The 24,200-nt window shown below is 65.2% G+C and carries 16 protein-coding genes; 5 read left to right on the top strand and 11 right to left on the bottom strand.

All coding sequences use genetic code 11. From position 1 onward, the window contains the following. Positions 1 to 30: 30 nt before the first annotated feature. On the bottom strand, positions 31 to 1,044 hold the full coding sequence (locus tag AC0L3J_RS13915; RefSeq protein WP_473347370.1) for an LLM class flavin-dependent oxidoreductase: 1,014 nt from the start codon (positions 1,042 to 1,044) through the stop codon (positions 31 to 33). Positions 1,045 to 1,441: 397 nt separating this feature from the next. On the opposite strand from AC0L3J_RS13915, the gene metF reads away from it, so the two are divergent. From metF to AC0L3J_RS13900, 3 genes are all read left to right on the top strand, one after another. Further along, a complete protein-coding gene (metF, locus tag AC0L3J_RS13910; RefSeq protein ID WP_473347369.1) occupies positions 1,442 to 2,362 on the top strand; it encodes a methylenetetrahydrofolate reductase [NAD(P)H] in 921 nt (306 codons plus the stop codon). Positions 2,363 to 2,368: 6 nt separating this feature from the next. Next, positions 2,369 to 6,232, top strand: a complete 3,864-nt coding sequence (gene metH, locus AC0L3J_RS13905; RefSeq protein ID WP_473347368.1) for a methionine synthase — start codon at positions 2,369 to 2,371, stop codon at positions 6,230 to 6,232. Between the two features lie 407 nt (positions 6,233 to 6,639). Further along, positions 6,640 to 7,647, top strand: coding sequence for a DUF3592 domain-containing protein (locus tag AC0L3J_RS13900; protein WP_473347367.1), 1,008 nt, complete (start codon positions 6,640 to 6,642; stop codon positions 7,645 to 7,647). Between the two features lie 281 nt (positions 7,648 to 7,928). On the opposite strand, the gene AC0L3J_RS13895 is transcribed toward AC0L3J_RS13900, so the two are convergent. Continuing rightward, positions 7,929 to 8,558 (bottom strand): glutathione S-transferase family protein, encoded by a 630-nt coding sequence (locus tag AC0L3J_RS13895; RefSeq protein ID WP_456766344.1) that lies wholly within the window; start codon positions 8,556 to 8,558, stop codon positions 7,929 to 7,931. A 157-nt stretch (positions 8,559 to 8,715) separates the two neighbouring features. On the opposite strand from AC0L3J_RS13895, the gene AC0L3J_RS13890 reads away from it, so the two are divergent. Both AC0L3J_RS13890 and AC0L3J_RS13885 read left to right on the top strand, forming a co-directional pair. After that, positions 8,716 to 9,663, top strand: a complete 948-nt coding sequence (locus AC0L3J_RS13890) for a threonine/serine dehydratase (protein ID WP_456766345.1) — start codon at positions 8,716 to 8,718, stop codon at positions 9,661 to 9,663. Positions 9,664 to 9,697: 34 nt separating this feature from the next. Next, positions 9,698 to 10,108: a DUF6636 domain-containing protein gene (locus AC0L3J_RS13885; protein ID WP_473347366.1), complete on the top strand. Its 411-nt coding sequence runs from the start codon at positions 9,698 to 9,700 to the stop codon at positions 10,106 to 10,108. 260 nt (positions 10,109 to 10,368) lie between these two features. Here AC0L3J_RS13885 and AC0L3J_RS13880 read toward each other — a convergent pair whose 3' ends face one another. The 9 genes from AC0L3J_RS13880 to AC0L3J_RS13840 all read right to left on the bottom strand — a co-directional run bounded on the left by AC0L3J_RS13880 (position 10,369) and on the right by AC0L3J_RS13840 (position 24,103). After that, positions 10,369 to 10,962 carry a GNAT family N-acetyltransferase gene (locus tag AC0L3J_RS13880; RefSeq protein WP_473347365.1) on the bottom strand — a complete coding sequence of 198 codons (594 nt, stop codon included), beginning with the start codon at positions 10,960 to 10,962 and terminating at the stop codon, positions 10,369 to 10,371. 191 nt (positions 10,963 to 11,153) lie between these two features. Next, positions 11,154 to 13,601, bottom strand: coding sequence for a penicillin acylase family protein (locus AC0L3J_RS13875; RefSeq protein ID WP_473347364.1), 2,448 nt, complete (start codon positions 13,599 to 13,601; stop codon positions 11,154 to 11,156). A 117-nt stretch (positions 13,602 to 13,718) separates the two neighbouring features. Beyond that, on the bottom strand, positions 13,719 to 15,224 hold the full coding sequence (gene glpK / locus AC0L3J_RS13870; RefSeq protein WP_473290322.1) for a glycerol kinase GlpK: 1,506 nt from the start codon (positions 15,222 to 15,224) through the stop codon (positions 13,719 to 13,721). Positions 15,225 to 15,494: 270 nt separating this feature from the next. Then, the gene (locus tag AC0L3J_RS13865) at positions 15,495 to 16,268 is read right to left on the bottom strand and encodes an SDR family NAD(P)-dependent oxidoreductase (protein WP_473347363.1); all 774 of its coding nucleotides are present in this window, start codon (positions 16,266 to 16,268) and stop codon (positions 15,495 to 15,497) included. 127 nt (positions 16,269 to 16,395) lie between these two features. After that, positions 16,396 to 17,538 (bottom strand): pimeloyl-CoA dehydrogenase small subunit, encoded by a 1,143-nt coding sequence (pimD, locus tag AC0L3J_RS13860; protein WP_473347362.1) that lies wholly within the window; start codon positions 17,536 to 17,538, stop codon positions 16,396 to 16,398. Between the two features lie 132 nt (positions 17,539 to 17,670). After that, positions 17,671 to 18,861 (bottom strand): pimeloyl-CoA dehydrogenase large subunit, encoded by a 1,191-nt coding sequence (pimC, locus tag AC0L3J_RS13855; protein WP_473347361.1) that lies wholly within the window; start codon positions 18,859 to 18,861, stop codon positions 17,671 to 17,673. 143 nt (positions 18,862 to 19,004) lie between these two features. Next, positions 19,005 to 20,192 (bottom strand): acetyl-CoA C-acyltransferase, encoded by a 1,188-nt coding sequence (locus AC0L3J_RS13850; RefSeq protein WP_473347360.1) that lies wholly within the window; start codon positions 20,190 to 20,192, stop codon positions 19,005 to 19,007. Further along, positions 20,189 to 21,883, bottom strand: coding sequence for a dicarboxylate--CoA ligase PimA (gene pimA / locus AC0L3J_RS13845; RefSeq protein WP_456766352.1), 1,695 nt, complete (start codon positions 21,881 to 21,883; stop codon positions 20,189 to 20,191). Before pimA ends, AC0L3J_RS13850 begins: the two co-directional genes overlap by 4 nt. 123 nt (positions 21,884 to 22,006) lie before the next feature. Further along, entirely contained in the window at positions 22,007 to 24,103 is a 2,097-nt protein-coding gene (locus tag AC0L3J_RS13840; RefSeq protein ID WP_473347359.1) for a 3-hydroxyacyl-CoA dehydrogenase NAD-binding domain-containing protein, read from the bottom strand. Between the last annotated feature and the right edge of the window lie 97 nt (positions 24,104 to 24,200).

Raw genomic sequence — 24,200 nt, 5'->3', positions numbered from 1 at the left:
GACGCTGCTCAGCGCAGAGACGTGAGAGCCTTATCCGACCGCCTTAAGCCCGAACGCCTCCGCCAGCAGCGAATACGATTTCTTGCGCGCCTCGTGATCGTACACGGCGGTGATCACCATCAACTCGTCCGGCTTGCTCGCATCGATCAGCGGCTGCAGCGTCTTCCGCACGGTTGCAGGGCTGCCGACGAACAGGCGCGAGCGGTTGCGCTGGATCGAAGTGCGCTCCGAGTCGGTATAGGGATAGGCCAGCGCCTCTTCGACGCTCGGTAGCGGAAGATATTGACCGCGGTCGCGGCGCAGGCGGTTGAGGTCAAAAGATGCGGCGAGCTTTTCGGCTTCGTCATCCGTGCCGGCCGTGATGACGGCAACCGCGAGGATCGCGCGCGGGCTCGCACTCCAGGCCGAGGGCTGAAAACGATTGCGATAATGCACCATCGCATCGATCGCATCGTGGGACGCAAAATGATGGGCGAATGCGAAGCCCATGCCGACTTGCGCGGCGAGCTCGGACGAATAATCGCTGGAGCCGAGCAGCCAGATCGGCGGCAACGGCGTATCGTCTGGCATCGCGACGACGTTGTGATAGGGATGGCCCGAGGGGAATTCCCGGGTCTGCCACAGGATCAATTCGTGCAGCCGCTCGAGGAAATCGTCGCCTTCGCGGCGATCGAGCCGGCTGCGCAGGGCATAGGCTGTGGCACCATCAGTGCCGGGGGCGCGGCCGAGGCCGAGATCGATGCGACCCGGAAACAACGCCTCCAGCATCTTGAAGCGCTCGGCCACGACCAGCGGCGCGTGATTGGGCAACATCACGCCACCGGAGCCGACGCGGATGTGCTTCGTCACCGCCGCGATCTGCCCGATCATCACGTCGGGCGCCGGACTAGCGACGGAGGCGAGGTTGTGATGCTCGGCGAGCCAGTAGCGGACATAGCCGAGCCCATCGACATGGCGCGCCAGGTCGATGCTGTTGCGCAGTGCCGCGGCGGGCTTTGTGCCTGTGGTGACGACGGAGAGGTCGAGGACTGAGAGCGGGATCATGGCGCGCTAACGTAGTGGAGAGCGGCGCAGCGGCAATGGGCAGGGCGCGCAGGTCTGACGTGCAGGCCGCGGGCTGGCGCGCCGGACCGCGCCGTGGCGTTGGGACAAACACTGGTCTGATAACATGTCCTTCACACTGCCCACTTCAGAAATTTGCGCCAAATGGCCGAAGATTCTGATTATGTAACTGATATAGCTATCATTATAGCTGAACACCCTCTTCCCACCTCGACTTCAAAAGGCATCACATCTGCTACAGTATTAACAAAAGTGGGCCACTTCCCATCTACGATGGGCTGTCGTGTGCGGCCGCTTTGGCTTATCTTGACCTCTCCCAATCTAGACCTGACCGCCGGCCCGCCAACGACCCGGCGCGCCCTTGGAGTGAGTGGTGCCCATGACTGACGCGACGATGCCTGCCCACACCGACGGGCAAGACGGGTACCTGAAGCGGCCTGCGATTTCCTTCGAGTTCTTTCCGCCCAAGACGGAAGATATGGAGCGAAATCTCTGGGACACCATCAACCGGCTGGCCCCGCTCGACCCGAAATTCGTCTCGGTCACCTATGGCGCCGGCGGCTCGACCCGTGAGCGCACCCACGCGACCATCTCGCGCATCCTGAAAGAAACCGCGCTGCTGCCGGCCGCGCATCTGACCTGCGTCGGCGCCTCGCGCGGCGAGATCGACGAGATCGTCGACCGCTATCACGAGGTCGGCGTCCGCCACATCGTGGCCTTGCGCGGCGATCCCGCGGGCGGCATCGGCACGGCCTATTCCAGCCATCCCGACGGCTATCAGAGCTCCGCCGACCTCGTCGCCGGCATCAAGAAGCGGCACGGCGACATCGAGGTGTCGGTCTCGGCCTACCCCGAGAAACATCCCGAGGCGCGCGACTTCGACGATGACATCGACACGCTGCAGGCCAAAGTCGATGCGGGTGCGACCCGCGCGATCACGCAGGTGTTCTTCGATAACGACCTCTATTTCCGCTATCTCGACCGCGTGTGCGCGCGCGGGATCAACATCCCGATCGTGCCGGGCATCATGCCCATGCATAATTTCAAGCAGGCTCGCAATTTCGTCACCCGCAACGGCACCTCCGTGCCGGACTGGATCGCCGCGAAGTTCGACGGCCTCGATGAAGACGCCGAGACCCGCAAGCTGGTGGCGGCCACCGTCGCGGCCGGCCAGGTGCAGAAGCTCGCCAAGCACGGCGTCGACACCTTCCATTTCTACACCATGAACCGCGCCGATCTCGTGTTCGCGATCAGCCATTTGCTCGGCATCCGCGCCAAGAGCGCGCAGAAGGCGGCTTAAGACAGCATGACCGTATCCACCTCTCCCAAGCGAACCGCCCTGCTCAACGCCGCGCGCGAGCGCATTCTCGTGCTCGACGGCGCCATGGGCACGATGATCCAGAACCTGCAGTTCGACGAGGCCGCCTTCCGCGGCGAGCGCTTCAAGAACTTCCATCGCGATTTGCGCGGCAACAACGACCTCCTGATCCTGACCCAGCCGCAGGCGATCGAGGACATCCACGCCGCCTATTTGCGGGCCGGCGCCGACATCGTCGCCACCAACACCTTCTCCACGACCTCGATCGCGCAGGCCGATTACGACCTCGCCGACATCGTCTACGAGATGGCGCGCGAAGGCGCCCGCCTCGCCGGCAACGCCGCGCGCCGCGTCGAGGCCGAGGACGGCAAGCCGCGCTTCGTCGCCGGCGCCATCGGACCGACCAACCGCACCGCCTCGATCTCGCCCGACGTGTCCAATCCCGGCTACCGCGCCGTCGCGTTCGACGACTTACGCAAATCCTATGGCGAGCAGATCAACGGCATGCTCGACGGCGGCGTCGATCTGCTGCTGGTCGAGACCATCTTCGACACGCTCAACGCCAAGGCGGCGCTGTATGCGATCGCCGAGATCACGGAAGAACGCGGCATCGACATGCCGGTGATGGTGTCGGGCACCATCACCGACAAGTCCGGCCGCCTGCTGTCCGGCCAGTTGCCGGAAGCGTTCTGGCATTCGGTGCAGCACGCCAAGCCCGTCACCATCGGTTTCAACTGCGCGCTCGGCGCGGAAGATCTGCGCGCGCATATCGCCGATATCGGCCGCGTCGCCGACACGCTTGTGTGTGCCTATCCCAATGCCGGCCTGCCCAACGAGTTCGGCCAGTATGACGAGACCCCGGAATACATGGCCCGCCTGGTCGGCGAGTTCGCGCGTGATGGCCTCGTCAACATCGTCGGCGGCTGCTGCGGCACCACGCCGGACCATATCGCGGCGATCGCGGCTGCGGTCGCGCCGCACAAGCCGCGCATCGTGCCGGAGATCGAACCTCGCTTGCGGCTCTCCGGCCTCGAGCCGTTCATCCTGACCGACGCCATTCCCTTCGTGAACGTCGGCGAGCGCACCAACGTCACCGGCTCCGCCCGTTTCCGCAAGCTGGTCACCGCCGGCGACTACACCGCCGCACTGCAGGTCGCGCGCGACCAGGTCGAGAACGGCGCGCAGATCATCGACGTCAACATGGACGAGGGCCTTCTGGACTCGGAAGCCGCGATGGTGACCTTCCTCAACCTCGTCGCCGCCGAGCCCGACATCGCCCGCGTGCCCGTGATGGTCGACAGCTCGAAATTCTCCGTGATCGAGGCTGGCCTGAAATGCGTGCAGGGCAAGCCGGTCGTCAATTCGATCTCGATGAAGGAAGGCGAGGACAAGTTCATTCACGAGGCCAAGATCGCCCGCCGCCACGGCGCGGCCGTCGTGGTGATGGCGTTCGACGAGGTCGGCCAGGCCGACACGTTCGCCCGCAAGACCGAGATCTGCAAACGCGCCTACGACATCCTCGTGAACCGCGTCGGCTTCCCGCCGGAAGACATCATCTTCGATCCGAATATTTTCGCGATCGCAACCGGCATCGAGGAACACAACAATTACGGCGTCGACTTCATCGAGGCGACGCGCTGGATCCGCAAGAATCTGCCGGGCGCGCACATTTCTGGTGGTGTGTCCAATTTGTCGTTCTCGTTCCGCGGCAACGAGCCGGTGCGCGAGGCCATGCACTCGGTGTTCCTGTATCATGCCATCAAGGCCGGCATGGACATGGGCATCGTCAATGCCGGGCAGATGATCGTCTATGACGACATCGATCCCGAATTGCGCCAGGTGTGCGAGGACGTCATCCTCAACCGCGACCCCGGTGCGTCCGAGCGTCTGCTGGCGCTCGCGGAAAGATTCCGCGGCAACAAGACCCAGACCAAGGAAGCCGATCTCGCCTGGCGCGAATGGCCGGTGGCGAAGCGGCTGTCGCACGCATTGGTGCACGGCATCACCGAGTTCATCGAGCAGGATACCGAGGAGGCCCGCAAGGCTTCGAAGCGCCCGCTCGACGTGATCGAGGGGCCGCTGATGGCCGGCATGAACGTGGTCGGTGATCTCTTCGGCGACGGCAAGATGTTCCTGCCGCAGGTGGTGAAGTCGGCCCGCGTGATGAAGCAGGCTGTCGCCTGGCTGATGCCGTTCATGGAAGAGGAGAAGGCGCGCAATCTCGCCAACGGCATCGGCACGGAAGGCTCCTCGTCCGCCGGCAAGATCGTGCTCGCGACCGTCAAGGGGGACGTCCACGACATCGGCAAGAACATCGTCGGCATCGTGCTCCAGTGCAACAATTACGAGGTCATCGACCTCGGCGTGATGGTGCCGGCGGCGAAGATCGTCGAAACCGTGAAGGCGGAGAAGGCCGACATCGTCGGGCTGTCCGGCCTGATCACGCCCTCGCTCGACGAGATGGCCTTCTTTGCCGCAGAATTGCAGCGCGAAGGCCTCAAGCTGCCGCTCTTGATCGGCGGCGCCACCACGAGCCGCGTGCATACCGCGGTGAAGATCGACCCGAGCTATCGCGCCGGCCCCGTGGTGCATGTCAACGACGCCAGCCGCGCGGTTGGTGTTGCGTCTGCTCTGCTGTCGCCCGAGAGGCGCGAAGCCTATGCCGCCGAAGTCCGCGCCGAATACGCAAAGATCTCGGATGCGCATATGCGCGCCCAGGCCGACAAGAAGCGGCTGAAGCTGGCGACCGCCCGCGCCAACCGCGTGCCGGTCGACTTCGCTGCGAACAAGCCGGTGAAGCCGACCTTCCTCGGCACCCGAAGCTTCGACGACTACGATCTCGCCGAGCTGGTGCCCTATATCGACTGGACGCCGTTCTTCCAGACCTGGGAGCTCGCCGGGCGGTTCCCCGCCATCCTCGACGATGCCAAGGTCGGCGAAGTCGCGCGCTCGCTCTACGACGACGCGCGCAAGATGCTCGACCTGATCGTCAAGGAGAAATGGTTCCGCGCGCGCGCCACCGTCGGCTTCTGGCCGGCCAATGCGCAGGGCGACGACATCGTGCTCTACGCCGACGAGAGCCGGACCAGGACGATCGCGACGCTGCACACGCTGCGCCAGCAGCTCGAGAAGCGCGAGGGCCGTTTCAATGCGGCGCTGTCCGACTTCGTCGCGCCTGTAGGCACCGGCGTGCCCGATTATGTCGGCGGCTTCGTCGTCACCGCCGGCATCGGCGAGGATGTAGTCGCCGATCGGTTCAAGATGGCCAATGACGACTACTCCTCGATCCTGTGCAAGGCGCTGGCCGACCGCCTCGCCGAAGCCTTCGCCGAGCGCATGCATGCCCGCGTGCGCCGCGAGTTCTGGGCCTATGCGCCGGACGAGACGCTCTCGACCGACGAGTTGATCCTCGAAAAGTACCAGGGCATCCGTCCCGCTCCCGGCTATCCCGCGCAGCCCGATCACACCGAGAAGGCCACGCTGTTCGAGCTGCTCGACGCCGAGAACACCGCCGGCGTGAAGCTGACCGAGAGCTTTGCGATGTGGCCGGGCTCCTCCGTGTCGGGGCTCTATCTCGCCAATCCGGAGAGCTACTATTTCGGCGTCGGCAAGATCGAGCGCGATCAGGTCGAGGATTATGCTGCGCGGAAGGGCATGAGCGTCGCCGAGACCGAGCGCTGGCTCGCGCCGATCCTGAACTACATCCCGGCGCGAGAGGGCACGGCCGACAAGGCGGCATTCGCGGCAACACCGGCCAACGACGAAACGTCGAAGGAGCTTGCCTCGCATCCGCCGGGCTGCACCTGCGCGGTGCACCTGGTCTGGCAGAAGAAGCGCGCGGGCGCGGGCTAGGCGCCCTCCAAACGAAAAATGCGAAAACAACCCCATGCACAGTAGCGATGGGGTTGAAAAGCCTGCAGAATTTCTTCTTACCCGAAAAAGACTTGCTCCGTCGGGCAAAACACCTGTATTGTTTCATCATCGCAAACCTCGCCCGTTGAACGGTAGAGGCTCTCCACCCCGATCTCGTCATTGCGAGCGCAGCGAAGCAATCCAGTGTGTCTCCGCGGAGAGATTCTGGATTGCTTCGCTGCGCTCGCAATGACGGAGTGTGGGCAAGGGCATCGCCTCTCCAACTCACATATCCAAACGTTTCGCATTCTCGCGGAGCGTTGCGCCCCCACGACCCACCATGCCGTGAACGCAACGCGCGTTCGCCGCGACCAATGGCGGTCGCCGCCGAAGCGCAGGGGAATCGGATGCTGAACGCCCAACAATTGATGTGGACCCAGATTGCCGCCGGCATCGCCGTGCTGCTGTTTGGATTGACGCTGTTCAACCTGATCCGCATGCGAGGCCGGATGGTGGCGGCGCGGAGTTGGGACAAGGTGGAGGGCATCATCACGGTCTCCCAGGTCGACCAGCCGGCGACGCATTCCTCGGACGATCGGAACGACGCCAAGCCCATCATCCGTTATCGCTATCAGGCCGGCGGCCAGGAGCTGGAAGGCGACAAGGTCTTTGTCGGCGGCACCGTCATCACCACGAGGGTCCTGGCCGCAAAACTGACCGGACGCTATCCGGTCGGCGCCCATGTCGACGTCCACGTCGATCCGAAGCAACCGACCGAGGCGCTGCTGGAGCCCGCCGCCGCGCAGAACGTCGCAGCACTGGTGGCGTTCACAATGGTGTTCGGCATCATCGCCGCCACGCTGACCGCGCATTCGTTCGCAGGCCACGTGCTCTACGCCGACAAGGGCGTGCCGCTGTTCGCGTTCGCGGTGCCGATCATCGTGCTCGTGGGCGGGGTGTTCCTCGCCGCCGATTATGTCCGGACGCGCCGGCTGGCGAGCGCCAGCCTGCGCTGGCCGACCGCTGCCGGCAGGATCACCCATTGCGACGTGATCGAGGAAATCGTCGAGGAGAAGACCGAGCACGACAATCGACCGACGACGTCAAAGCTCGTCCACCGCTATCAGGTCGACTTGCGCTACGCCTACAGGGTCGGCAAGCGCGACTTCATCGGCACCGAAGTCGATTGGAACGGCACCATGATCTCCGGGCTGCGCGAGGTCGCCGAAGAGGGCGCGGCGAAATACCGGCCCGGGAAGAGCGTTAAGGTCTATTACGATCCGGACCAGCCGGGCCAGGCCGTGCTGGAGCCCGCAAGCCGGAAAGGCGCGCTGGGTCCGCTGATCGGCGCCGCGGTCTGCGCGGTCGTCGGCGGCCTTTTCCTGATTATCCTGATCAAGATCGGGTTCGCGTAGCGGCGCCCTTCGCCTCTCCCCGCGAGCGGAAGGGCAACCGCATATGACGTCTCAGCGGCGCCCGAGCGAGCGCCTCGTCCTTCGAGACGGCCGCTTCGCGGCCTCCTCAGGATGAGGCTCAGCTGCAGCGACCTGCGTTGAAGATGCTGCCGCATACGCATCCCTCATCCTGAGGGCCCGCCGCAGGCGGGCGTCTCGAAGGATGGCCGCAGCCGAGCTCCCAGCCATATGCTTCCTCATATGCGATTGCCCTGCCGCCCGCGGGAGAGATTGAAAACGGCTCACCCCTTCGGCGGTGACAGTGGCTGCACGATCTCCTGGAACGGCGCCAGCGCCTCGCACGCGTCGGCATGCGCCGACAGCGCCGGATAGCGCGAGGGCTCGAACAGAAGCGGGTGCGCCTCGCGGGTGAAGCGCACGACGCAGGCCACCGCAATGTCGGCGTGGCCGATGCGCTCGCCCAGCCAGTATGGCGTGGTCACCTTGGCGCGCTCGGCCTCCAGCGCTGCCAGCACGTCCGCGATCTGCGCCTCGCACCGCTCGACCCACAGCGCAAGCTGCTCCTTCCGCAACACGCGCTCGTAGAGCAGGCTCACGGCCTTGTCGCCGAGACCGGAGGCGAGCGCGCAGATGCGCAAATGACGCCGGCGCTCGGCGCCGGAGCGCGGCAGCATCGCCTTCTCCGGCCCTACCAATTCGTCGAGATAATCGAGGATGACCGTACTCTCGATCAGCGCCTCACCGTCGTCGAGCACCAGCGTCGGCACCCTGCGCAGCGGATTATAGGGCGCGATCTTGTCGGCATCGCCGAAGGTCGACCACGGCCGATGCTCGAAGGCGAACCCGTAAAGCCGCAGCGCAATCGCGACGCGGCGGACGAAGGGGGAGTCGTATTGGCCGATCAGGAACATGGTTTTGCGCTCTTCTCTGGCTTTTGGACGAGGCAGGGTCGATCAGTTTCCACGGCAAGGCCGCAGTGGCGCAAGCAAAATCATGGAAGTGGAGCATTGCGCCGGATGCAACGGCGCCGCGACAGCGCCTGCCGGATGCGCTATCAAGGACGGCATCATGGCAGCAACAATGGACATCAATCGGGAGCGGATCGCGGCGACCGAGGCCGTCATCCGTCCGCACATACGGCGCACGCCGCTCGTTGAGGCCGATCTCGCCGATTTTGGCCTGCCGGCTTCGCCCGTCATTTTCAAGCTCGAGATGCTGCAGCATTCCGGATCGTTCAAGGCGCGCGGCGCCTTCGCCAACCTGCTGTTGCGGCAGGTGCCGGAGGCCGGGGTCGTCGCCGCATCGGGCGGCAATCATGGTGCGGCGGTGGCTTACGCGGCGCAGCGGCTCGGCGTTCCCGCCACGATCTTCGTGCCCGACATCACCTCGCCGGCCAAGGCCGAGCGGATCAGAGGCTATGGCGCGAAACTCGTGGTCGCGGGCAGCCGCTATGCCGACGCGCTCGCCGCGAGCGAAACCCATGTCGCGCAGACCGGCGCCATGGCGGTGCATGCTTACGACCAGGTCGAGACCTTGCTCGGTCAGGGCAGCGTCGGCATGGAGCTGGAGCAGGATGCAGCGGGCATCGACACGGTGCTGGTTGCAGTCGGCGGCGGCGGCCTGATCGGTGGTATGGCAGCCTGGAGTGCCGGCAGGACGCGCATCGTCGCGGTCGAGCCGGAGCAATCGCCCACGCTTCACGCCGCCTTCGCGGCGGGCGCGCCGGTCGATGCGCCCGCGGGTGGCATTGCTGCCGACAGCCTCGCCCCGCGACGTGTCGGGCAATTGATGTTTCCGATTGCGCGGGCCCATGTCGAGCGCGTCGTCCTGGTTACCGACGATGCGATCAGGCAGGCGCAGTCGGCGTTGTGGTCGAGCCTGCGCCTGGTAGCCGAGCCTGGTGGCGCGGCCGCCTTTGCCGCCTTGCTCTCCGGTCGCTATCGTCCCTCACCCGGCGAGCGGGTCGCGGTGCTGGTTTGCGGCGCCAACACCACGGCAGTCAATTTCAACGGCTAGCGAGCTTCGCATGATAGGGTATCGCGGACTCGTCTTGACGCCGATCCTGCTTGCCCTGACCGGCCACGGCGTCCACGCGCAGGACCGTCCCATCGGCTTCCAGACGCCGTCGAAAAACATCGCCTGCCAGTTCTTCACAGAGAATGGCCAAAGGGATGACCAAGGCGTGCTCCGTTGCGACATCATGAACCTGGAGACGCGGCCGCGCCGTCCGGCCGATTGCGAGCTGGAATGGGGCAACGCCTTCGAGATGAGCGCGAAGGGAGCCGCAGGCCGCATCTGCGCTGGCGACACCATCATGGACCCGTCACTGCCGGTGCTCGCCTATGGCGATGTGTGGCAGCGGGCGGGATTCACCTGTCGGTCGGAGCAGACGGGGTTGATGTGCTTGAATGCGATGCAGCGGGGGTTTTCGTTGGCACGGGCGAAGCAGGAGGTGTTTTGAGGAGTAGCCCGCATGGAGCGGAGCGAAATGCGGGGACACTGTCCCGGATTGCGCTGCGCTCCATCCGGGCTACGCTTCCGAGGCTTGATTGCTTGCGTCGCGTCAACTTGGGAGCGCGTAGCCCGAATGAAAACGCGACGACAGCGCCACACTCCGTCATTGCGAGCGCAGCGAAGCAATCCAGTATCTTTCCACGGAAACAGTCTGGATTGCTTCGTCGCAAGGGCTCCTCGCAATGACAGTGGGGAGGCAACTACGCACTATTCGATGATCGGCACATGCTTCGCCGCGGTTCGCGGCGCCGTGCCATCGAGCCGCGGGTCGTCGGCGATCTCGATCCGGCGGCGGAACGGACGGAAGCCCGAGCGCTGGTAGAAGGCGACGGCGGACGGATGATCGAACGTGCAGGTGTGCACCCAGACGCGGGACAGGGCGCGTGACCATGCGAGCTCAAGTGCACGGTTCATCATGAAGCGGGCAGCACCACTGCCGATCAGTTTTGCCGTGACGCCGAAATACACGAACTCGCACTGGCCGGCCTCGCGAAAGTCCAGCTCCAGCAGGCCTTCATCGTTGCCGTCCACGACAAGCGCATAGATCTCGACGCCCGGTGCGTGGATGTTTGCGGCGAGCTCGGCGTCGTTCATGCGCGTCCGCGAAAACCACAACCACTCCTCGCCGACGCGGCGATGGAGGTCGCGATACCAATGAAGCGCGGGGGTACCGACCTTGCGCAGGGTCCATGTGCCAGGCGGATCGCTGCGGCGCGCAGGGCGCGCGGTCATCTCGAGATGGGTGACGACGGCAGCGATCTTGCCGGCGGGAATGTCGGAATAGCCGTCGGGGAGGATCATGGGATGCGTCCCTTTGAAGCTGAACGCTGGCCACACATTCCGGGTCGTCCTGGCGAAAGCCAGGACCCATTACCACAGCTGGTCGCTGTTGCGGCAGGCTAGGGCGACCAGCGGTCCAAGACAACTTAGCTCGGTGGTTATGGGTCCTGGCTTTCGCCAGGACGACGGCGGAGTTTGTGGATACGCCTCATTCACCGCGGCGCCAGCGTGATCGCCTCCGCCGTCGCCGCCTCGACCGCAGCGCGGCTGTACAGCAGCGGCACATACTGGCCGGTCGCCCAGAGCGGCGCGAGGTCGCGATAATGGCCGCTGAAGGGATCGCCCGACTGGCCCGGTGTGTTGATGGTGCGGCTCGCATCCCAATTGCCGACGTCGAGCACCATGCGGAACGAGGCGCCGGCGAACAGCTGATAATCGGTGCGGCGATAGGTGGCCGCGCGCGGCACATTGGCGGCGCCGCCGTAGGCCAGCGGACCGACCGAGAGCTGAGCGGCCGTCGCCTTGTCGGCAAGCGGCATCAGAGCATGGTCGAATTTCGCGACGTGCAGGCGGCCCCAGCGCCAGGTTGAGGAATCGGCCCCGAGCCTGGCCGCCACATCGGCCACCGCGGCGCCGAGGCTGTCGCGCAGGATCTGGTCGCGCGCGGCGGCGGGATCGGAGCCAAACGACGCGTCCGGAGATTCCAGGAAGGCGACAAGCGCCGAAATGCTGGACGCCTCGGGCGCGATCAGGTCGGCGGCCTTGGGCGCCGTGGTCTTCAACAGTACCGGTCCAAGATGATTGGCGATCCAGACCTCGAACAATGCGGCAGCGGCGCTGTCGGCGGCATCACGCGCATCCCACGGCTTGAGCAATTCGAGGCCCTTCTTCACGTTGGCATCGTCCGAAGTGAGCGGCTGCAGCAGCTTGACGAGCCGCCGCCCCAACATCGTGGTGTCGTCGTTCTGCAAATCCATGGCGTCGGCCAGCGTCACCTTGCTGTTGGCCTGCAGCACCTCGGTGATGCGCTGCCAGCGCGCACTGTCCGCCCATTCGAAACCGACCTTGCGTTCGCTGACGGGATAATCCGCCGGCAGGTTCATCTGGTTGGCGGTGGCGAGAAAGCCCTGCTTGGGCTGATAGGCCTTGGGCAGTTCGTCGAGCGAGAGAAAACCCTGCCATTCGTAGCGGCCGTCGCCGGGCACCGGCATCAGGCCATCATAGTTGGCGCGCCGCGGCGTCTTGCCGGCGGCAACCCAGCCGATATTGCCCTTGGTGTCCGCATAGACCTGATTCTCGGACGGCGCGCCCCAGCGCCGCATGGCGCCGAGGAATCCGTTCCAATCCCTCGTGGTCATGTAGTCGGAGGAGCCGAAATAGGCCGAGGTGCCGGGCTCGAACCAGATCGAGCGCACGGCGAAGGCGCGCTTGCTGGCGTCGTCGACATAGATGACCGGACCATGCCGGGTGAATTTCAGCTCGAGATCGCGATCGCCTTCGCCTTTCACCTGCTCCTTCTCGTGGACGATGCGCATGTCCTCCCAGCCACTGCCATAGCGGTACTGGTTGGGATTCTGCGGATTGAGCTCGTAGACGTAGAGGTCTTCCTGGTCGACGTTGAAGATGGTGAGACCGAAGGCGATGGTGCCGTTGTGGCCGATCGAGATGCCGGGCAGCGCCGGCTCGCCCGCACCGATCACGGAGAGGCCGGGCGCATTGAGGCCGACGATGTAGCGCAACGACGGCACGCTGTGCTCGCGATGCGGATCGTTGGCGAGGATCGGCCGTCCCGTCGCGGTCCGCGAGGCCGCGATCACCCAATTGTTGGAGCCGATGGTGTCGCGTTGCTGGTCGGCCTCGGTGAGGTATTTGTCCGGATCGTGCGCAAGTGCGGCCTGGCGATCTTTCGGCGCGGCAAAGACGACCGGGCGCGTCGCCAGGTCGTAAGGCGCCAGCACGGCCTTCGGCACGCTGCAGGGATCGAGACCATCCGGCACCTTCGTCGTCCACGCCGGCTCGAGCTTGACGCGAAACCGATCGGCATCGAGGCCGGCCGCGCAGGCGACCAAGGAGCGCTTGACCTCGGAGGCGACATTGCGCGTCAAGCCGTGGCTGCGGATGCGGACGATGTCATCCGCCGTCCACGGATCCGGCCTGGTGCCGGCGATCCTGAACTCGATCGGCAGCGGGCGCTTGCCCGCGCGCACGTCGGCGACATAGGCGTTGACCCCGGCGACGAATGCATCCGCATAGGTCTTCCCCTTGGGGCCGTAAGCCGCCCATTCCGCATTCATTTCGCCGCGATAGAGAAAGAGCCGCAGCGCCTTGTCCTGTTCGGCATAGGCCGGGCCGAAATCCTTGGCCAGCAGACCAAGCCCGCGCTTGCGCCAGAGATCGATCTGCCAGAGCCGGTCGCGCGCGGCGTTGAAGCCTTGCAGGAAAAACAGGTCGTGCTCATTACCCGCATAGATGTGGGGGATGCCCCAGACATCGACCAGAATCTGCGCGGGAGCGTTGAGACCGGCGACGTCGGTCTTGACCTGACGCGCGCTTCCGAGCGGGTCCGGCTTCTCACGCGCGATGGCGGTCGAGGTGAGCAGCGCGGCGGAGATCGCTGCGCCAAAAAGCTTCTGGATGACCCGGTTGAAATCCGTGTTCATTGTTGGTGCTCCCTTTGTTGTTTCTTGTAGCCCGGATGGAGCGCAGCGTAATCCGGGAATTGTGCCCGTGGAGAGAACCCCGGATTTCGCTGCGCTCCATCCGGGCTACGAGACGGCCTAACCCTCGCCCTCGTCGCTCGCGAGCACGCCTTTCACCGCCCTCGCCCATCCCGCGAGCTTCCGCTCCCTTGTCGCCTGGCTCATGTTCGGCTTGAAGCGGTGCTCCAGCCGCCAGTTGTCCGCGAATTTGGTCGGCTCCGGATAGACGCCGGCCTCGAGGCCCGCGAGATAGGCGGCACCCAGCGCCGTGGTCTCCTGGATCACGGGGCGATCGACCGGCGCGTCGAGCAGGTCGGCGAGGCGCTGCATGGTCCAGTCGGATGCGGTCATGCCGCCGTCGACGCGCAGCACGACGCTGGCCGTTTCCGAGCTCGGCCAGTCCGCGCGCATCGCGGCCCAAAGGTCAAACGTCTGGTAGCAGACGCTTTCGAGCGCGGCGTGGGCGAGCTCGGCCGGGCCCGTGTTGCGGGTGAGGCCGAACAGCGCGCCGCGGACGCGCGGATTCCAGTATGGCGCGCCCATGCCGACGAAGGCCGGTACCAGATAGACGCTCTGCATGGAGTCGGACTGATCGGCGAGAGGTCCGGTCTCGGCGGCGTGCTTGATGATGCCGAGACCGTCGCGCAGCCATTGCACCGCCGAGCCCGCGACGAAGATCGAGCCTTCGAGCGCGTAGGTGCGTTTGCCTCCGAGCTGGTAGGCGATGGTGGTGAGCAGCTTGTTCTTCGAGGCCACGGGCGTGGTGCCAGTGTTGAGCAGGGCGAAGCAGCCGGTGCCGTAGGTCGACTTCATCATGCCCGGACGGAAGCAGGCCTGGCCGATGGTCGCGGCCTGCTGGTCGCCGGCGATGCCGGAGATCGCAATCGCGCCGCCGAACAGGTCCGGCGTGCTCTCGCCGAAACGGGCGGAGGAATCCTTCACCTCGGGCAGCATCGAGCGCGGCACGCCGATGATCTCCAAGAGCTCGTCGTCCCACTCGCCGGTGTGGATATTGAACAGCAGCGTGCGCGAGGCGTTGGTGGCGTCGGTGGCGTGCACCTTGCCGCCGGTGAGGCGCCACAGCAGATAGCAATCGACGGTGCCGAACATCAATTCGCCGCGCGCGGCTCGCGCCCGCGCGCCGGGGACGTGGTCGAGAATCCATGCAACCTTGGTGCCGGAGAAATAGGGATCGATGATCAGGCCGGTCTTTTGCGAGATCACGGGCTCGCGGCCGTCGGCCTTCAGCTTGGCGCAGATGTCGGCGGTGCGGCGGTCCTGCCAGACGATGGCGCGGTGCACGGCCTGCCCGGTGGCGCGGTCCCACACCACGGTGGTCTCGCGCTGGTTGGTGATGCCGATCGCGGCGATGTCCTTTGCGCTGATGCCGGCCTGCGCGATCGCGTCGCGGCAGACCGTCACGGTCGAGGTCCAGATGTCCTCCGGCTCGTGCTCGACCCAGCCCGAGGCGGGGAAATGCTGCGGAAACTCGGCCTGCGCCTTGGCCGCAATGGAAATGTCGCCGCGAAACACGATCGCGCGCGAGGAGGTGGTGCCCTGGTCGATGGCGAGGACGAAAGACATGGCGGCAAACCTTGGGGTTTCTTTGGCGTTGTCCCGGCGTTGTCCGGTGAGGGGCTATTGTGTTTCGCCAAAGGGAGCGGATTAGGGCGGGAAGGTCAAGACGGGCTCAGCTGTCGTCCCGGCGAAGGCCGGGACCCATACCGCGTGATTCATCGATTGCGCACGATGCCGATCCAGCATGACCAGTCTTCGCCAAACCACTCCCTGTGGTTATGGGTCCCGGCCCCCGTGCGCAATTGCGCACTAGGCCGGGACGACGAGCTGAGAGACCTACGCCGCCGCCGTGGTCACGCCGCCGTCGATGACGATGGTCTGTCCGGTCATGAAGCTCGACGCGTCGGAGGCGAGGTAGGCGACTGCGCCTGCGATTTCGTCGGGTTCGCCGATGCGGCGAAGAGGCGTGGTGGCGGTGCGGCGCTTTAGATTTGCTTCGTCTTCCCACAGCGCGCGGGCGAAGTCGGTCTTGACGAGGCCGGGCGCGATGCAGTTGACGCGGACGCCTTTCGGGCCCCATTCGCCGGCGAGCGAACGACACAGCGCGAAGTCGGCGGCCTTGGAGATGCCGTAGGCGCCGATTACGGTCGAGCCGCGCAGGCCGCCGATCGAGGAGATGATGACGACGGAGCCGTTGCCACGCTCCGCCATCTGCGGGATCGCCAGCGCGGAGAGCCAGATGTTGCTCTTGACGTTGCTGCCCATGATCTTGTCGAAGGCCTCGTCGGTGATGTCGAGCAGCGGGCCGTAATACGGGTTGACCGCGGCATTGCAGACGAGGATGTCGATCTTGCCGTAATGCTTGGTCGCACCCGCGATCAGCGCCTCGACCTCTTGCTTGCGCGCGATGTTGCAGGGGATGACGGTGGCGTCGCCGCCAGCCGTCTTGATGCCGTCGGCGACTGCCTTGCAGGCATCGGCCTTGCGCGAGGAAACAACCACTTTGGCGCCGAGCTTTGCGAGCAGCTCGGCGGAGGAGCGGCCGATGCCGCGGCTGGAGCCGGTGACCACGGCAACCTTGCCGGTGAGATCGAACGGGGTGTTTTTCATTGTTGTTGGGCTCCGTTGATTCCGTTGACTGCGTCATTGCGAGCGAAGCGAAGCAATCCAGGATCTTTCGGCCGAGAAAATCTGGATTGCTTCGTCGCTGCGCTCCTCGCAATGACGGTGGCGGCGCTTAGATCAACCCGCCACCATCCGCCACGCGGCGCTGGTGGTAGTCGGTGTCACCAAAGCTGTTCTCGATCATGGTCAGGCGCTTGAAGTAGTGGCCGATCTTCGCCTCCATGGTCATGCCGATGCCGCCGTGGAGCTGGATCGCCTGCTGTCCGACGAACTTCAGCGACTTGCCGATCTGCACCTTGGCCGCGGCAGCGGCGTTGCTGCGCTCCTTGGCGTCCTCGAAATCAGCAGCCATGGTCGCGAACATCGACATCGATCGCGCCTGCTCGGTGGCGACGAACATGTCGGAGGCGCGGTGCTGCAGCGACTGGAACGAGCCGATCGGCACGCCGAACTGCTTGCGCGTCTTGATGTACTCGACCGTTGTCTTCAGAGACTCGTCCATCAGGCCGACCGCTTCGGCGCAGAGCGCGATGCGGGCTTCGTCGACCACACGCTCGATCAGCGCAAGCGAATCGTCGGGATTGCCGAGCACGGCATCGGCACCGATTTCGACGCCGGTGAAGGTGATGTCGGCAGCGTGCAGGCCGTCCTGGGTCGGGTACGATTTCTTGGCGACGCCCTTGGCGTCGGCCGGCACCAGGAACGCGCCGATGCCGCTCTTGTCGCGCCGCTCGCCTTTGGTGCGGGCGGTCACGATGAGGGTGTCTGCGTTCTCGCCGTTGAGCACGACGAACTTCTCGCCGTCGATGACCCAACCGTCGCCCTTCTTCTTCGCCGTCGTGGTGACGTCGAAGAGATCGTAGCGCGAGTTCTTCTCGAGCTGGGCAAAGGCGAGCGTCTTGCTGCCGTCAACGATGCCGGGCACATGCGCGGCCTTCTGCGCGTCGCGGCCCGCATGGCGCAGGAAGCCGCCGCCGATCACGACGGTGGCGAGATAAGGCTCGAGCACCAGCGCCTTGCCGAGCGCTTCCATCACGATCATGGTCTCGACGCCGCCGCCGCCGAAGCCGCCATCGGCCTCCGCGAACGGCAGACCAAGCAGGCCCTGCTCTGCGAGCTTGCCCCAGACCGCTTTGCTCCAGCCGCCCTTCTCCTTCATGTACTTCTTGCGGCTCTCGAAATCGTAGGAATCGGTCAAGAGGCCGTCGATGCTTTCCTTGAGAAGCCGTTGCTCCTCGTTCAGATCAAAATCCATGTTCTTTGCTCTCCGGTATCGATGTCGTCATGCCCAGTCTTGTGCCGGGCATCCACGTTCTTTCGTAGCGCTAGGCGTGGATGGCCGGGTCAAGCCCGGCCATGACGGTGAGTGCGTGTTGATAGTGTACGATCACAGCCCCAGCACCGCCTTGGCGATGATGTTGCGCTGGATCTCGTTGGAGCCGCCGTAGATCGAGACCTTGCGGTTGTTGAAGTAGCTCGGCGCGATCTGGGCGGTCCAGTCCATGGCTTCGTTCGAGCCGTCGTCGCCGTGCACGTCGTAGGGCGCGGCGAACGGGCCGATCACTTCCATCAGCAGCTCGGTGGTGGTCTGCTGGATCTCGGAGCCCTTGATCTTCAGCACGGAGGACGCCGGATTGGGCTTGCCCTTGCCGTGCTTGCCTTCGTCGGCGACGACGCGGAGCTGCGTCAGCTCGAGCGCCTTGAGCTCGATCTCGCAGGCCGCGAGCTTGTCGCGGAAGGCCGCGTCCTGGATGATCGGCTTGCCGCCGGATTCGACCTTACCGGCGAGATCGCGGATGCGGCGGAGCCGCTCCTTGGAGACGCCGACCCGGGCGATGCCGGTGCGCTCATTGCCGAGCAGGAATTTCGCGTAATCCCAGCCCTTGTTCTCCTCGCCGATCAGGTTCTCGATGGGCACTTCGACGTCGTCGAAGAACACCTCGTTGACCTCGACGCCGCCGTCGATGGTCTGGATCGGACGCACGGTGACGCCCTTTGACTTCATCGAGAACACGATGAAGGAGATGCCCATCTGCTTCTTGGCGGACGGGTCGGTGCGGCAGAGGCAGAAGATCATGTCGGCGTGCTGGGCGAGCGTCGTCCAGGTCTTCTGGCCGTTGATGATCCACTTGTCGCCCTTGCGCTCGGCCTTGGTCTTGAGCGAGGCGAGGTCGGAGCCGGAGCCGGGCTCGGAGAAGCCCTGGCACCACCAATCGTCGACATTGGCGATGCGGGGCAGATACTGCTTCTTCTGCTCCTCATTGCCGAAGGTGTAGATCACGGGACCGACCATGCTGACGCCGAAGGCGAGCGGCTGCGGCGCCGGATAGGACTGCAGCTCTTCGTTGAAGATGTAGTGCTGCACGGAGGTCCAGCCGGTGCCGCCATATTGCTTGGGCCAGTGGCTGACGCCCCAGCCCTTCTTGTTGAGGATGCGCCACCACGTCACCATCTCGTCCTTCGAGAGGTGGCGGCCCTCGACCAGCTTGCGCCGCGTATCCGGCGGCACGTTGTCGCGGAAGAATGACCGCACTTCTTCGCGAAACGCCTGCTCTTCTTTCGTGAATGCGAGATCCATCGGATCCTCCTGTGAATGTGTCGTCCTGGCGAAAGCCAGGATCCATAACCACCGGCCTTCGTTGGTTTGCGAAGGCCATTGTTGTTCGTGCACCAAACTCCTGCTGCGGAGTATGGGTCCCGGCTTTCGCCGGGACGACGCAATTACTGCAACACCTCAAAAAGCCCCGCCGCGCCCATGCCGCCGCCGACGCACATGGTGACGACCGCATACTTCGCCTTGCGGCGGCGGCCTTCGATCAGAGCGTGGCCAGTGAGACGCGCGCCCGACATGCCGTAGGGATGGCCCACCGCGATCGCGCCGCCGTCGACGTTGATCTTGTCGGGATCGATGCCGAGCTTGTCGCGGCAATACAGCACCTGCACCGCGAAGGCTTCGTTGAGCTCCCACAAGCCGATGTCGTCGACGGTGAGGCCCTGACGCTTGAGCAGGCGCGGCACCGCGAACACCGGGCCGATGCCCATCTCGTCCGGCTCGCAGCCGGCGGAGACGAAGCCGCGGAAGATGCCGAGCGGGTTCAGCCCGCGCTTCGCGGCTTCCTTGTCGCTCATGATCACGCTCGCGCTGGCGCCGTCCGAAAGCTGGCTGGCATTGCCGGCGGTGACGCTGAAACCCTCGCCCCGCACGGCCTTGAGGCCGGCGAGGCCTTCAGCGGTCGTCTCGGGGCGCGGGCCCTCGTCCTGCGAGAGCGTGACGTCCTTGAACGAGACTGCACCCGTCGCCTTGTCGGTCACCGCCATTTTGGTGGTGATCGGCGCGAGCTCGTCCTTGAATTTGCCGCCCTGCTGGGCCGCGGCGGTGCGGCGCTGGCTCTCCAGCGAATATTCGTCCTGCTTCTCGCGCGAGATGCCGTAGCGCTTGGCGACGATTTCGGCGGTGTCGATCATGGGCATGTAGACCTCGCCCTTGATCTCGAGCAGCGCCGGGTCCTGCGCATGGAAGCCGTTCATCTTTTCGTTCTGCACCAGCGAGATGGACTCGCCGCCGCCGCCGACCGCGATCTCCACACCATCAAAAATCACCGAACGTGCGGCGAGCGCGATCGCCTGCAGGCCCGAGGCGCATTGCCGGTCGATGGTGGTGCCGGCGACGGTGACGGGGAGACCGGCACGGAGCAGCGCCTTGCGCGCGATGTTGCCGCCGGTCGCGCCCTGCTGGAGCGCCGCCCCCATCACGACGTCCTCGACCTCCTTGGGATCGATCTTGGCGCGCGCGACGGCTTCGCCGATGGCGTGGCCGAGCAGGGTTGCGCCCTCGGTGGCGTTGAGCGCGCCGCGATAGGCCTTGCCGATCGGGGTACGGGCGGTGGAAACGATGACGGCGTCGGTCAAGAGCGATCTCCTGATGCAAGTCGGGTGGCAAGTTGGGCGGATTGTGATGGTTTCTGCTGCTGGCGCAACTCATGGCGCGACAGCTTTCCGACCGGCGTGCGCGGCAGATCGTCGACGAATTCGACCTCCGCCGGCATTTCGTGCTTGCCGAGCTTGCCGGCGAGCTGCGCGCGCAGTTCGTCGAGCGAGAACGGCTTTGCGCCGGGCCTGAGCTTGATGAAGGCTTTTGCGGCCTCGCCGCGATACGAGTCGGGAATGCCGAGCACGATCACCTCGTGCACGCCTGGTATGGTATAGATCGCCTGCTCGATCATTTGCGGATAAACGTTGAAGCCGCCGGAGATGATCATGTCCTTCTTGCGGTCGACCAGGAAGAAATAACCGTCGCTATCGACATAGCCGATGTCGCCCGTGACGAAGCGGCCGTCGACGAAGGCCTCGGCGGATCCCTCGGGCTTGTTCCAATAGCCCCTGATGACGTTCGGGCCCTTGATGCGGATCTCGCCGACTTCGCCCGGCGGCAATACGCGCGTCGGATCGTCCAGCGCGACGACGTCGAGCTCGATGCCGGGCAGCATCAGGCCGATCGAGCCCGGCTTGTCGGGACCAACCGGCGGGTGGCCGGTGCCCGGCGAGCAGGTCTCGGTCATGCCCCAGCCGCTCTTGAGCTTCTTGCCGACCTTGCGCTCGAAGAAACTCGCGATCTCCACCGGCAGCGGCGCGCCGCCGGAGCCAATGGTGCTGAGCGAGGAGAAGTCGCGCTTCTCGAGATCCGGGAGCGCTGCAATCGCGATCCACATCGTCGGCACGCCCGGGAAATAGGTTGCGCGCTTGACCTCGATGTCGCGCATCACGGCTTCGACATCGAAGCGCTGATGCAGCGAGATCAGATAGCCGCGGCGGAGCGAGCACAGCAGCACGAGGCTCAGCGCATAGATATGGAACAGCGGCAGCACGCCGATCACGCGCTCGACCACGTCGCCACGCGCAGCTCGGGACGGCTTGCCCCAGATGTCGAAGATCGACACCGCCGAGGTGAGGTTGCCGTGCGTCAGCATGGCGCCTTTGGGCAGGCCGGTGGTGCCGCCGGTATATTGCAGCAGCGCGACGTCGTCGGTCGTCACGGATGGCCACTGCGCCGGCGCAGTCGCGCCCTCGACGAAGGCCCTGAAGGTGACGATGCGGGGATCATCGGGGATCGGTGCCTGCGGCGTGCCGACCTTGCCCCAACTGTCCTCCTCGCAGACGACCAGGCGGTCGATCAGGCCCTTTTCCAGGAATTTCAGCGCGGTCGGCAGCAGCGCCGCGAGGTTGGTGGTGACGAGCAGGCGCGAACCGGAATCGGAGACCTTGTGCGTCAGCGCGATCTCGCCGTCGAGTGGTGAGAGATGCGCGACGCGGGCGCCGGCCTTCAGCGCGCCGAAAAAATTGACGGGATGGTCCGGCGTATTGCCGAGGAACAGCGCGACCGAACTGTTCTTGCCGTAGCCGGCGCGCAGGAAGGCGGCGGCTGCGCGCTCGGCCATCGCGGCGAGCTCGGTGTAGCTGATCGGACGATCCCGGAATTCCAGCGCGGTGCGCGGTCCGTACTCGGCCGCGGCTTTTGCCAGCAGGTCGGGGAGCGTGCCCTGGACGATGGTGTCGTCCCAGCGCACGCCCTCGGGATAAAACTGTTCGCCGGGATGGGTCATAGCTTCCTTAAACCACAGACAGTCATTCCGGGGCGATGCGAAGCATCGAACCCGGAAACTCGAGATTCCGGGTTCGCCCTGGGGGCGCCCCGGAATGACTGAGAATTGAAGCGCAAGGCTCCATCAAGCCGCCTTTGATGTCGCGGCCAATGACGCAAACGTCTTGCCTTCGGCCGCGAGCTTCTTCAGCAGCGGCGCGGGCTCGAGGCTGGGGTCGTTGGTCTCCTTCGCGTAGAAAGAGAGACGATCGGCGATGTGCTTGAGCCCGACGGTGTCGGCCCAGAACATCGGGCCGCCGCGGTAGATCGGCCAGCCATAGCCATAGAGCCAGACCACGTCGATATCGGACGGGCGCGCGGCGATGCCTTCTTCCAGGATCTTTGCGCCCTCGTTGATCATCGGATACATCATGCGTTCGAGGATTTCGTCGTCGCTGACGACGCGCTTCTTGCGGCCCAAACGAAGCAGCGTCTCGTCGATCAGCTTCTCGACTTCCGGATCCGGCAGCGCCGAACGGGAGCCGGCTTCGTATTTGTAATAGCCCTTGCCGGTCTTCTGGCCGAAGCGACCGGCTTCGCAGAGCGCATCCGCGATCTCCGACTTGATGCCGCGGTCCTTGCGCGAGCGCCAGCCGATGTCGAGGCCGGCGAGGTCACCCATTGCGAACGGCCCCATCGGCATGCCGAACTTCGTCACGACGGCGTCGACCTGCTGCGGCAGCGCGCCTTCGAACAGCAGCTTCTCCGACTGCTTGCCGCGCTGGGCCAGCATGCGGTTGCCGACAAAGCCGTCGCAGACGCCGACCACGGCCGGCACCTTTGCGATTTTGCGCGCGATCGAGACCGCGGTCACAAGGGCATCCGGCGCGGTCTTGTCGGCGCGCACGATCTCGCACAATTTCATGACGTTGGCGGGCGAGAAGAAGTGCATGCCGAGCACGTCCTGCGGACGCTTGGTCGACTTCGCGATCTCGTCGATGTTCAGGTACGAGGTGTTGGAGGCGAGCACGGCGCCAGGCTTGACGTACTGGTCGAGCTTGCCGAACACTTCCTTCTTCACCGCCATGGTCTCGAACACGGCTTCGATGACGAGGTCGGCGTCGCCGACGTTCTCGATGCCGACGACGCCGTTGATCAGCGCCATGCGCTTGGCGGGCGCGTCCGCCGGGATGCCACCACGCGCCGCGGTCGCTTCCCAGTTCTTCTGCATGATGCCCATGCCGCGCTTGAGCTGCTCCTCCCCGGTCTCGATCAGGGTGACGGGAACGCCGGCATTGGCAAAGGACATCGCGATGCCGCCGCCCATCGTGCCGGCGCCGAGGATGGCGACGCGGTTCACGGGCCGCGGCTTGGTCCCCTCAGGAACGCCGGCGATCTTGCTGGCCTCGCGCTCGGCGAAGAAGGCATAACGCTGCGCCTTGGACTGATCGCTGGCGACGAGCTTCAGGAAGCCCTCGCGCTCCTTCTTGAGGCCCTCGTCGAACGGCAGGTCGATGGCGTAGCCGACGGCGTCGGCCGCCGCGAACGGCGCTTCCAGGCCGCGCGCCTTCTTGGTCATGGCGGCGACCGCGTTGGTGAAGATCGAGCGATCGGCCTTGGCCGCCGCGATCTTGGAGTCGTCGTCACGCAGGCGGCGCAGCGGACGCTTTTCAGCCAGCAACTTTCGTACGAAGGCTTCTCCTCCGGCGGCCGGGCCCTCGACGATCTCCTCGATCAGGCCGTTCTTCAGCGCTTCCGCCGCACCGATCGGATCACCGCCGACGATCATCTTGACCGCGAGCTCCGGTCCGACCGCGCGCGGCAGGCGCTGGGTGCCGCCAGCGCCCGGCAGCAGGCCGAGCTTCACCTCGGGCAGGCCGAGCTTGGCTTCCTTCACCGCGACGCGGAAATGACAGGCGAGCGCGACCTCGAGGCCGCCGCCGAGCGCGGTGCCGTGGATCGCGGCCACGACCGGCTTTGGTGAATTCTCGATCTCGGAAAGCACGTCGTTAAGGGCGGGCGCCTTCGGCGGCTTGCCGAATTCAGTGATGTCGGCGCCTGCGATGAAGGTGCGACCGGCACAGGTCAGCACGATGCCCTTGATGGCGGGATCGGCGATTGCGGCCTTGATGCATTCCAGAATTCCGCCGCGAACCGCGGCGCTCAGCGCGTTGACCGGAGGGCTGTCGACCGTGACGATCCCGACTTCGTCATGACGCTCAAGCTTGACCACTTCGCTCACGGTGTCCCTCCTTGGTGGGGTAACTTTTGTTCAATTTCGCACTGCGGAATTTAATTCCGCATCTTGACGGCAGGGTTATTTTGAAGCACGTGGCTTG

This window comes from Bradyrhizobium sp. Kon37, from assembly GCF_055807535.1.
Note: the sequence above shows the minus strand (reverse complement) of the source record. Positions and strands in the feature narration are given on the sequence as shown.

Coding starts and splice junctions, on each gene's coding strand:
- AC0L3J_RS13915 (WP_473347370.1), bottom strand. CDS start 1,044: ATGATCCCGCTCTCAGTCCTCGACCTCTCCGTCGTCACCACAGGCACA.
- metF (WP_473347369.1), top strand. CDS start 1,442: ATGACTGACGCGACGATGCCTGCCCACACCGACGGGCAAGACGGGTAC.
- metH (WP_473347368.1), top strand. CDS start 2,369: ATGACCGTATCCACCTCTCCCAAGCGAACCGCCCTGCTCAACGCCGCG.
- AC0L3J_RS13900 (WP_473347367.1), top strand. CDS start 6,640: ATGCTGAACGCCCAACAATTGATGTGGACCCAGATTGCCGCCGGCATC.
- AC0L3J_RS13895 (WP_456766344.1), bottom strand. CDS start 8,558: ATGTTCCTGATCGGCCAATACGACTCCCCCTTCGTCCGCCGCGTCGCG.
- AC0L3J_RS13890 (WP_456766345.1), top strand. CDS start 8,716: ATGGCAGCAACAATGGACATCAATCGGGAGCGGATCGCGGCGACCGAG.
- AC0L3J_RS13880 (WP_473347365.1), bottom strand. CDS start 10,962: ATGATCCTCCCCGACGGCTATTCCGACATTCCCGCCGGCAAGATCGCT.
- AC0L3J_RS13875 (WP_473347364.1), bottom strand. CDS start 13,601: ATGAACACGGATTTCAACCGGGTCATCCAGAAGCTTTTTGGCGCAGCG.
- glpK (WP_473290322.1), bottom strand. CDS start 15,224: ATGTCTTTCGTCCTCGCCATCGACCAGGGCACCACCTCCTCGCGCGCG.
- AC0L3J_RS13865 (WP_473347363.1), bottom strand. CDS start 16,268: ATGAAAAACACCCCGTTCGATCTCACCGGCAAGGTTGCCGTGGTCACC.
- pimD (WP_473347362.1), bottom strand. CDS start 17,538: ATGGATTTTGATCTGAACGAGGAGCAACGGCTTCTCAAGGAAAGCATC.
- pimC (WP_473347361.1), bottom strand. CDS start 18,861: ATGGATCTCGCATTCACGAAAGAAGAGCAGGCGTTTCGCGAAGAAGTG.
- pimA (WP_456766352.1), bottom strand. CDS start 21,883: ATGACCCATCCCGGCGAACAGTTTTATCCCGAGGGCGTGCGCTGGGAC.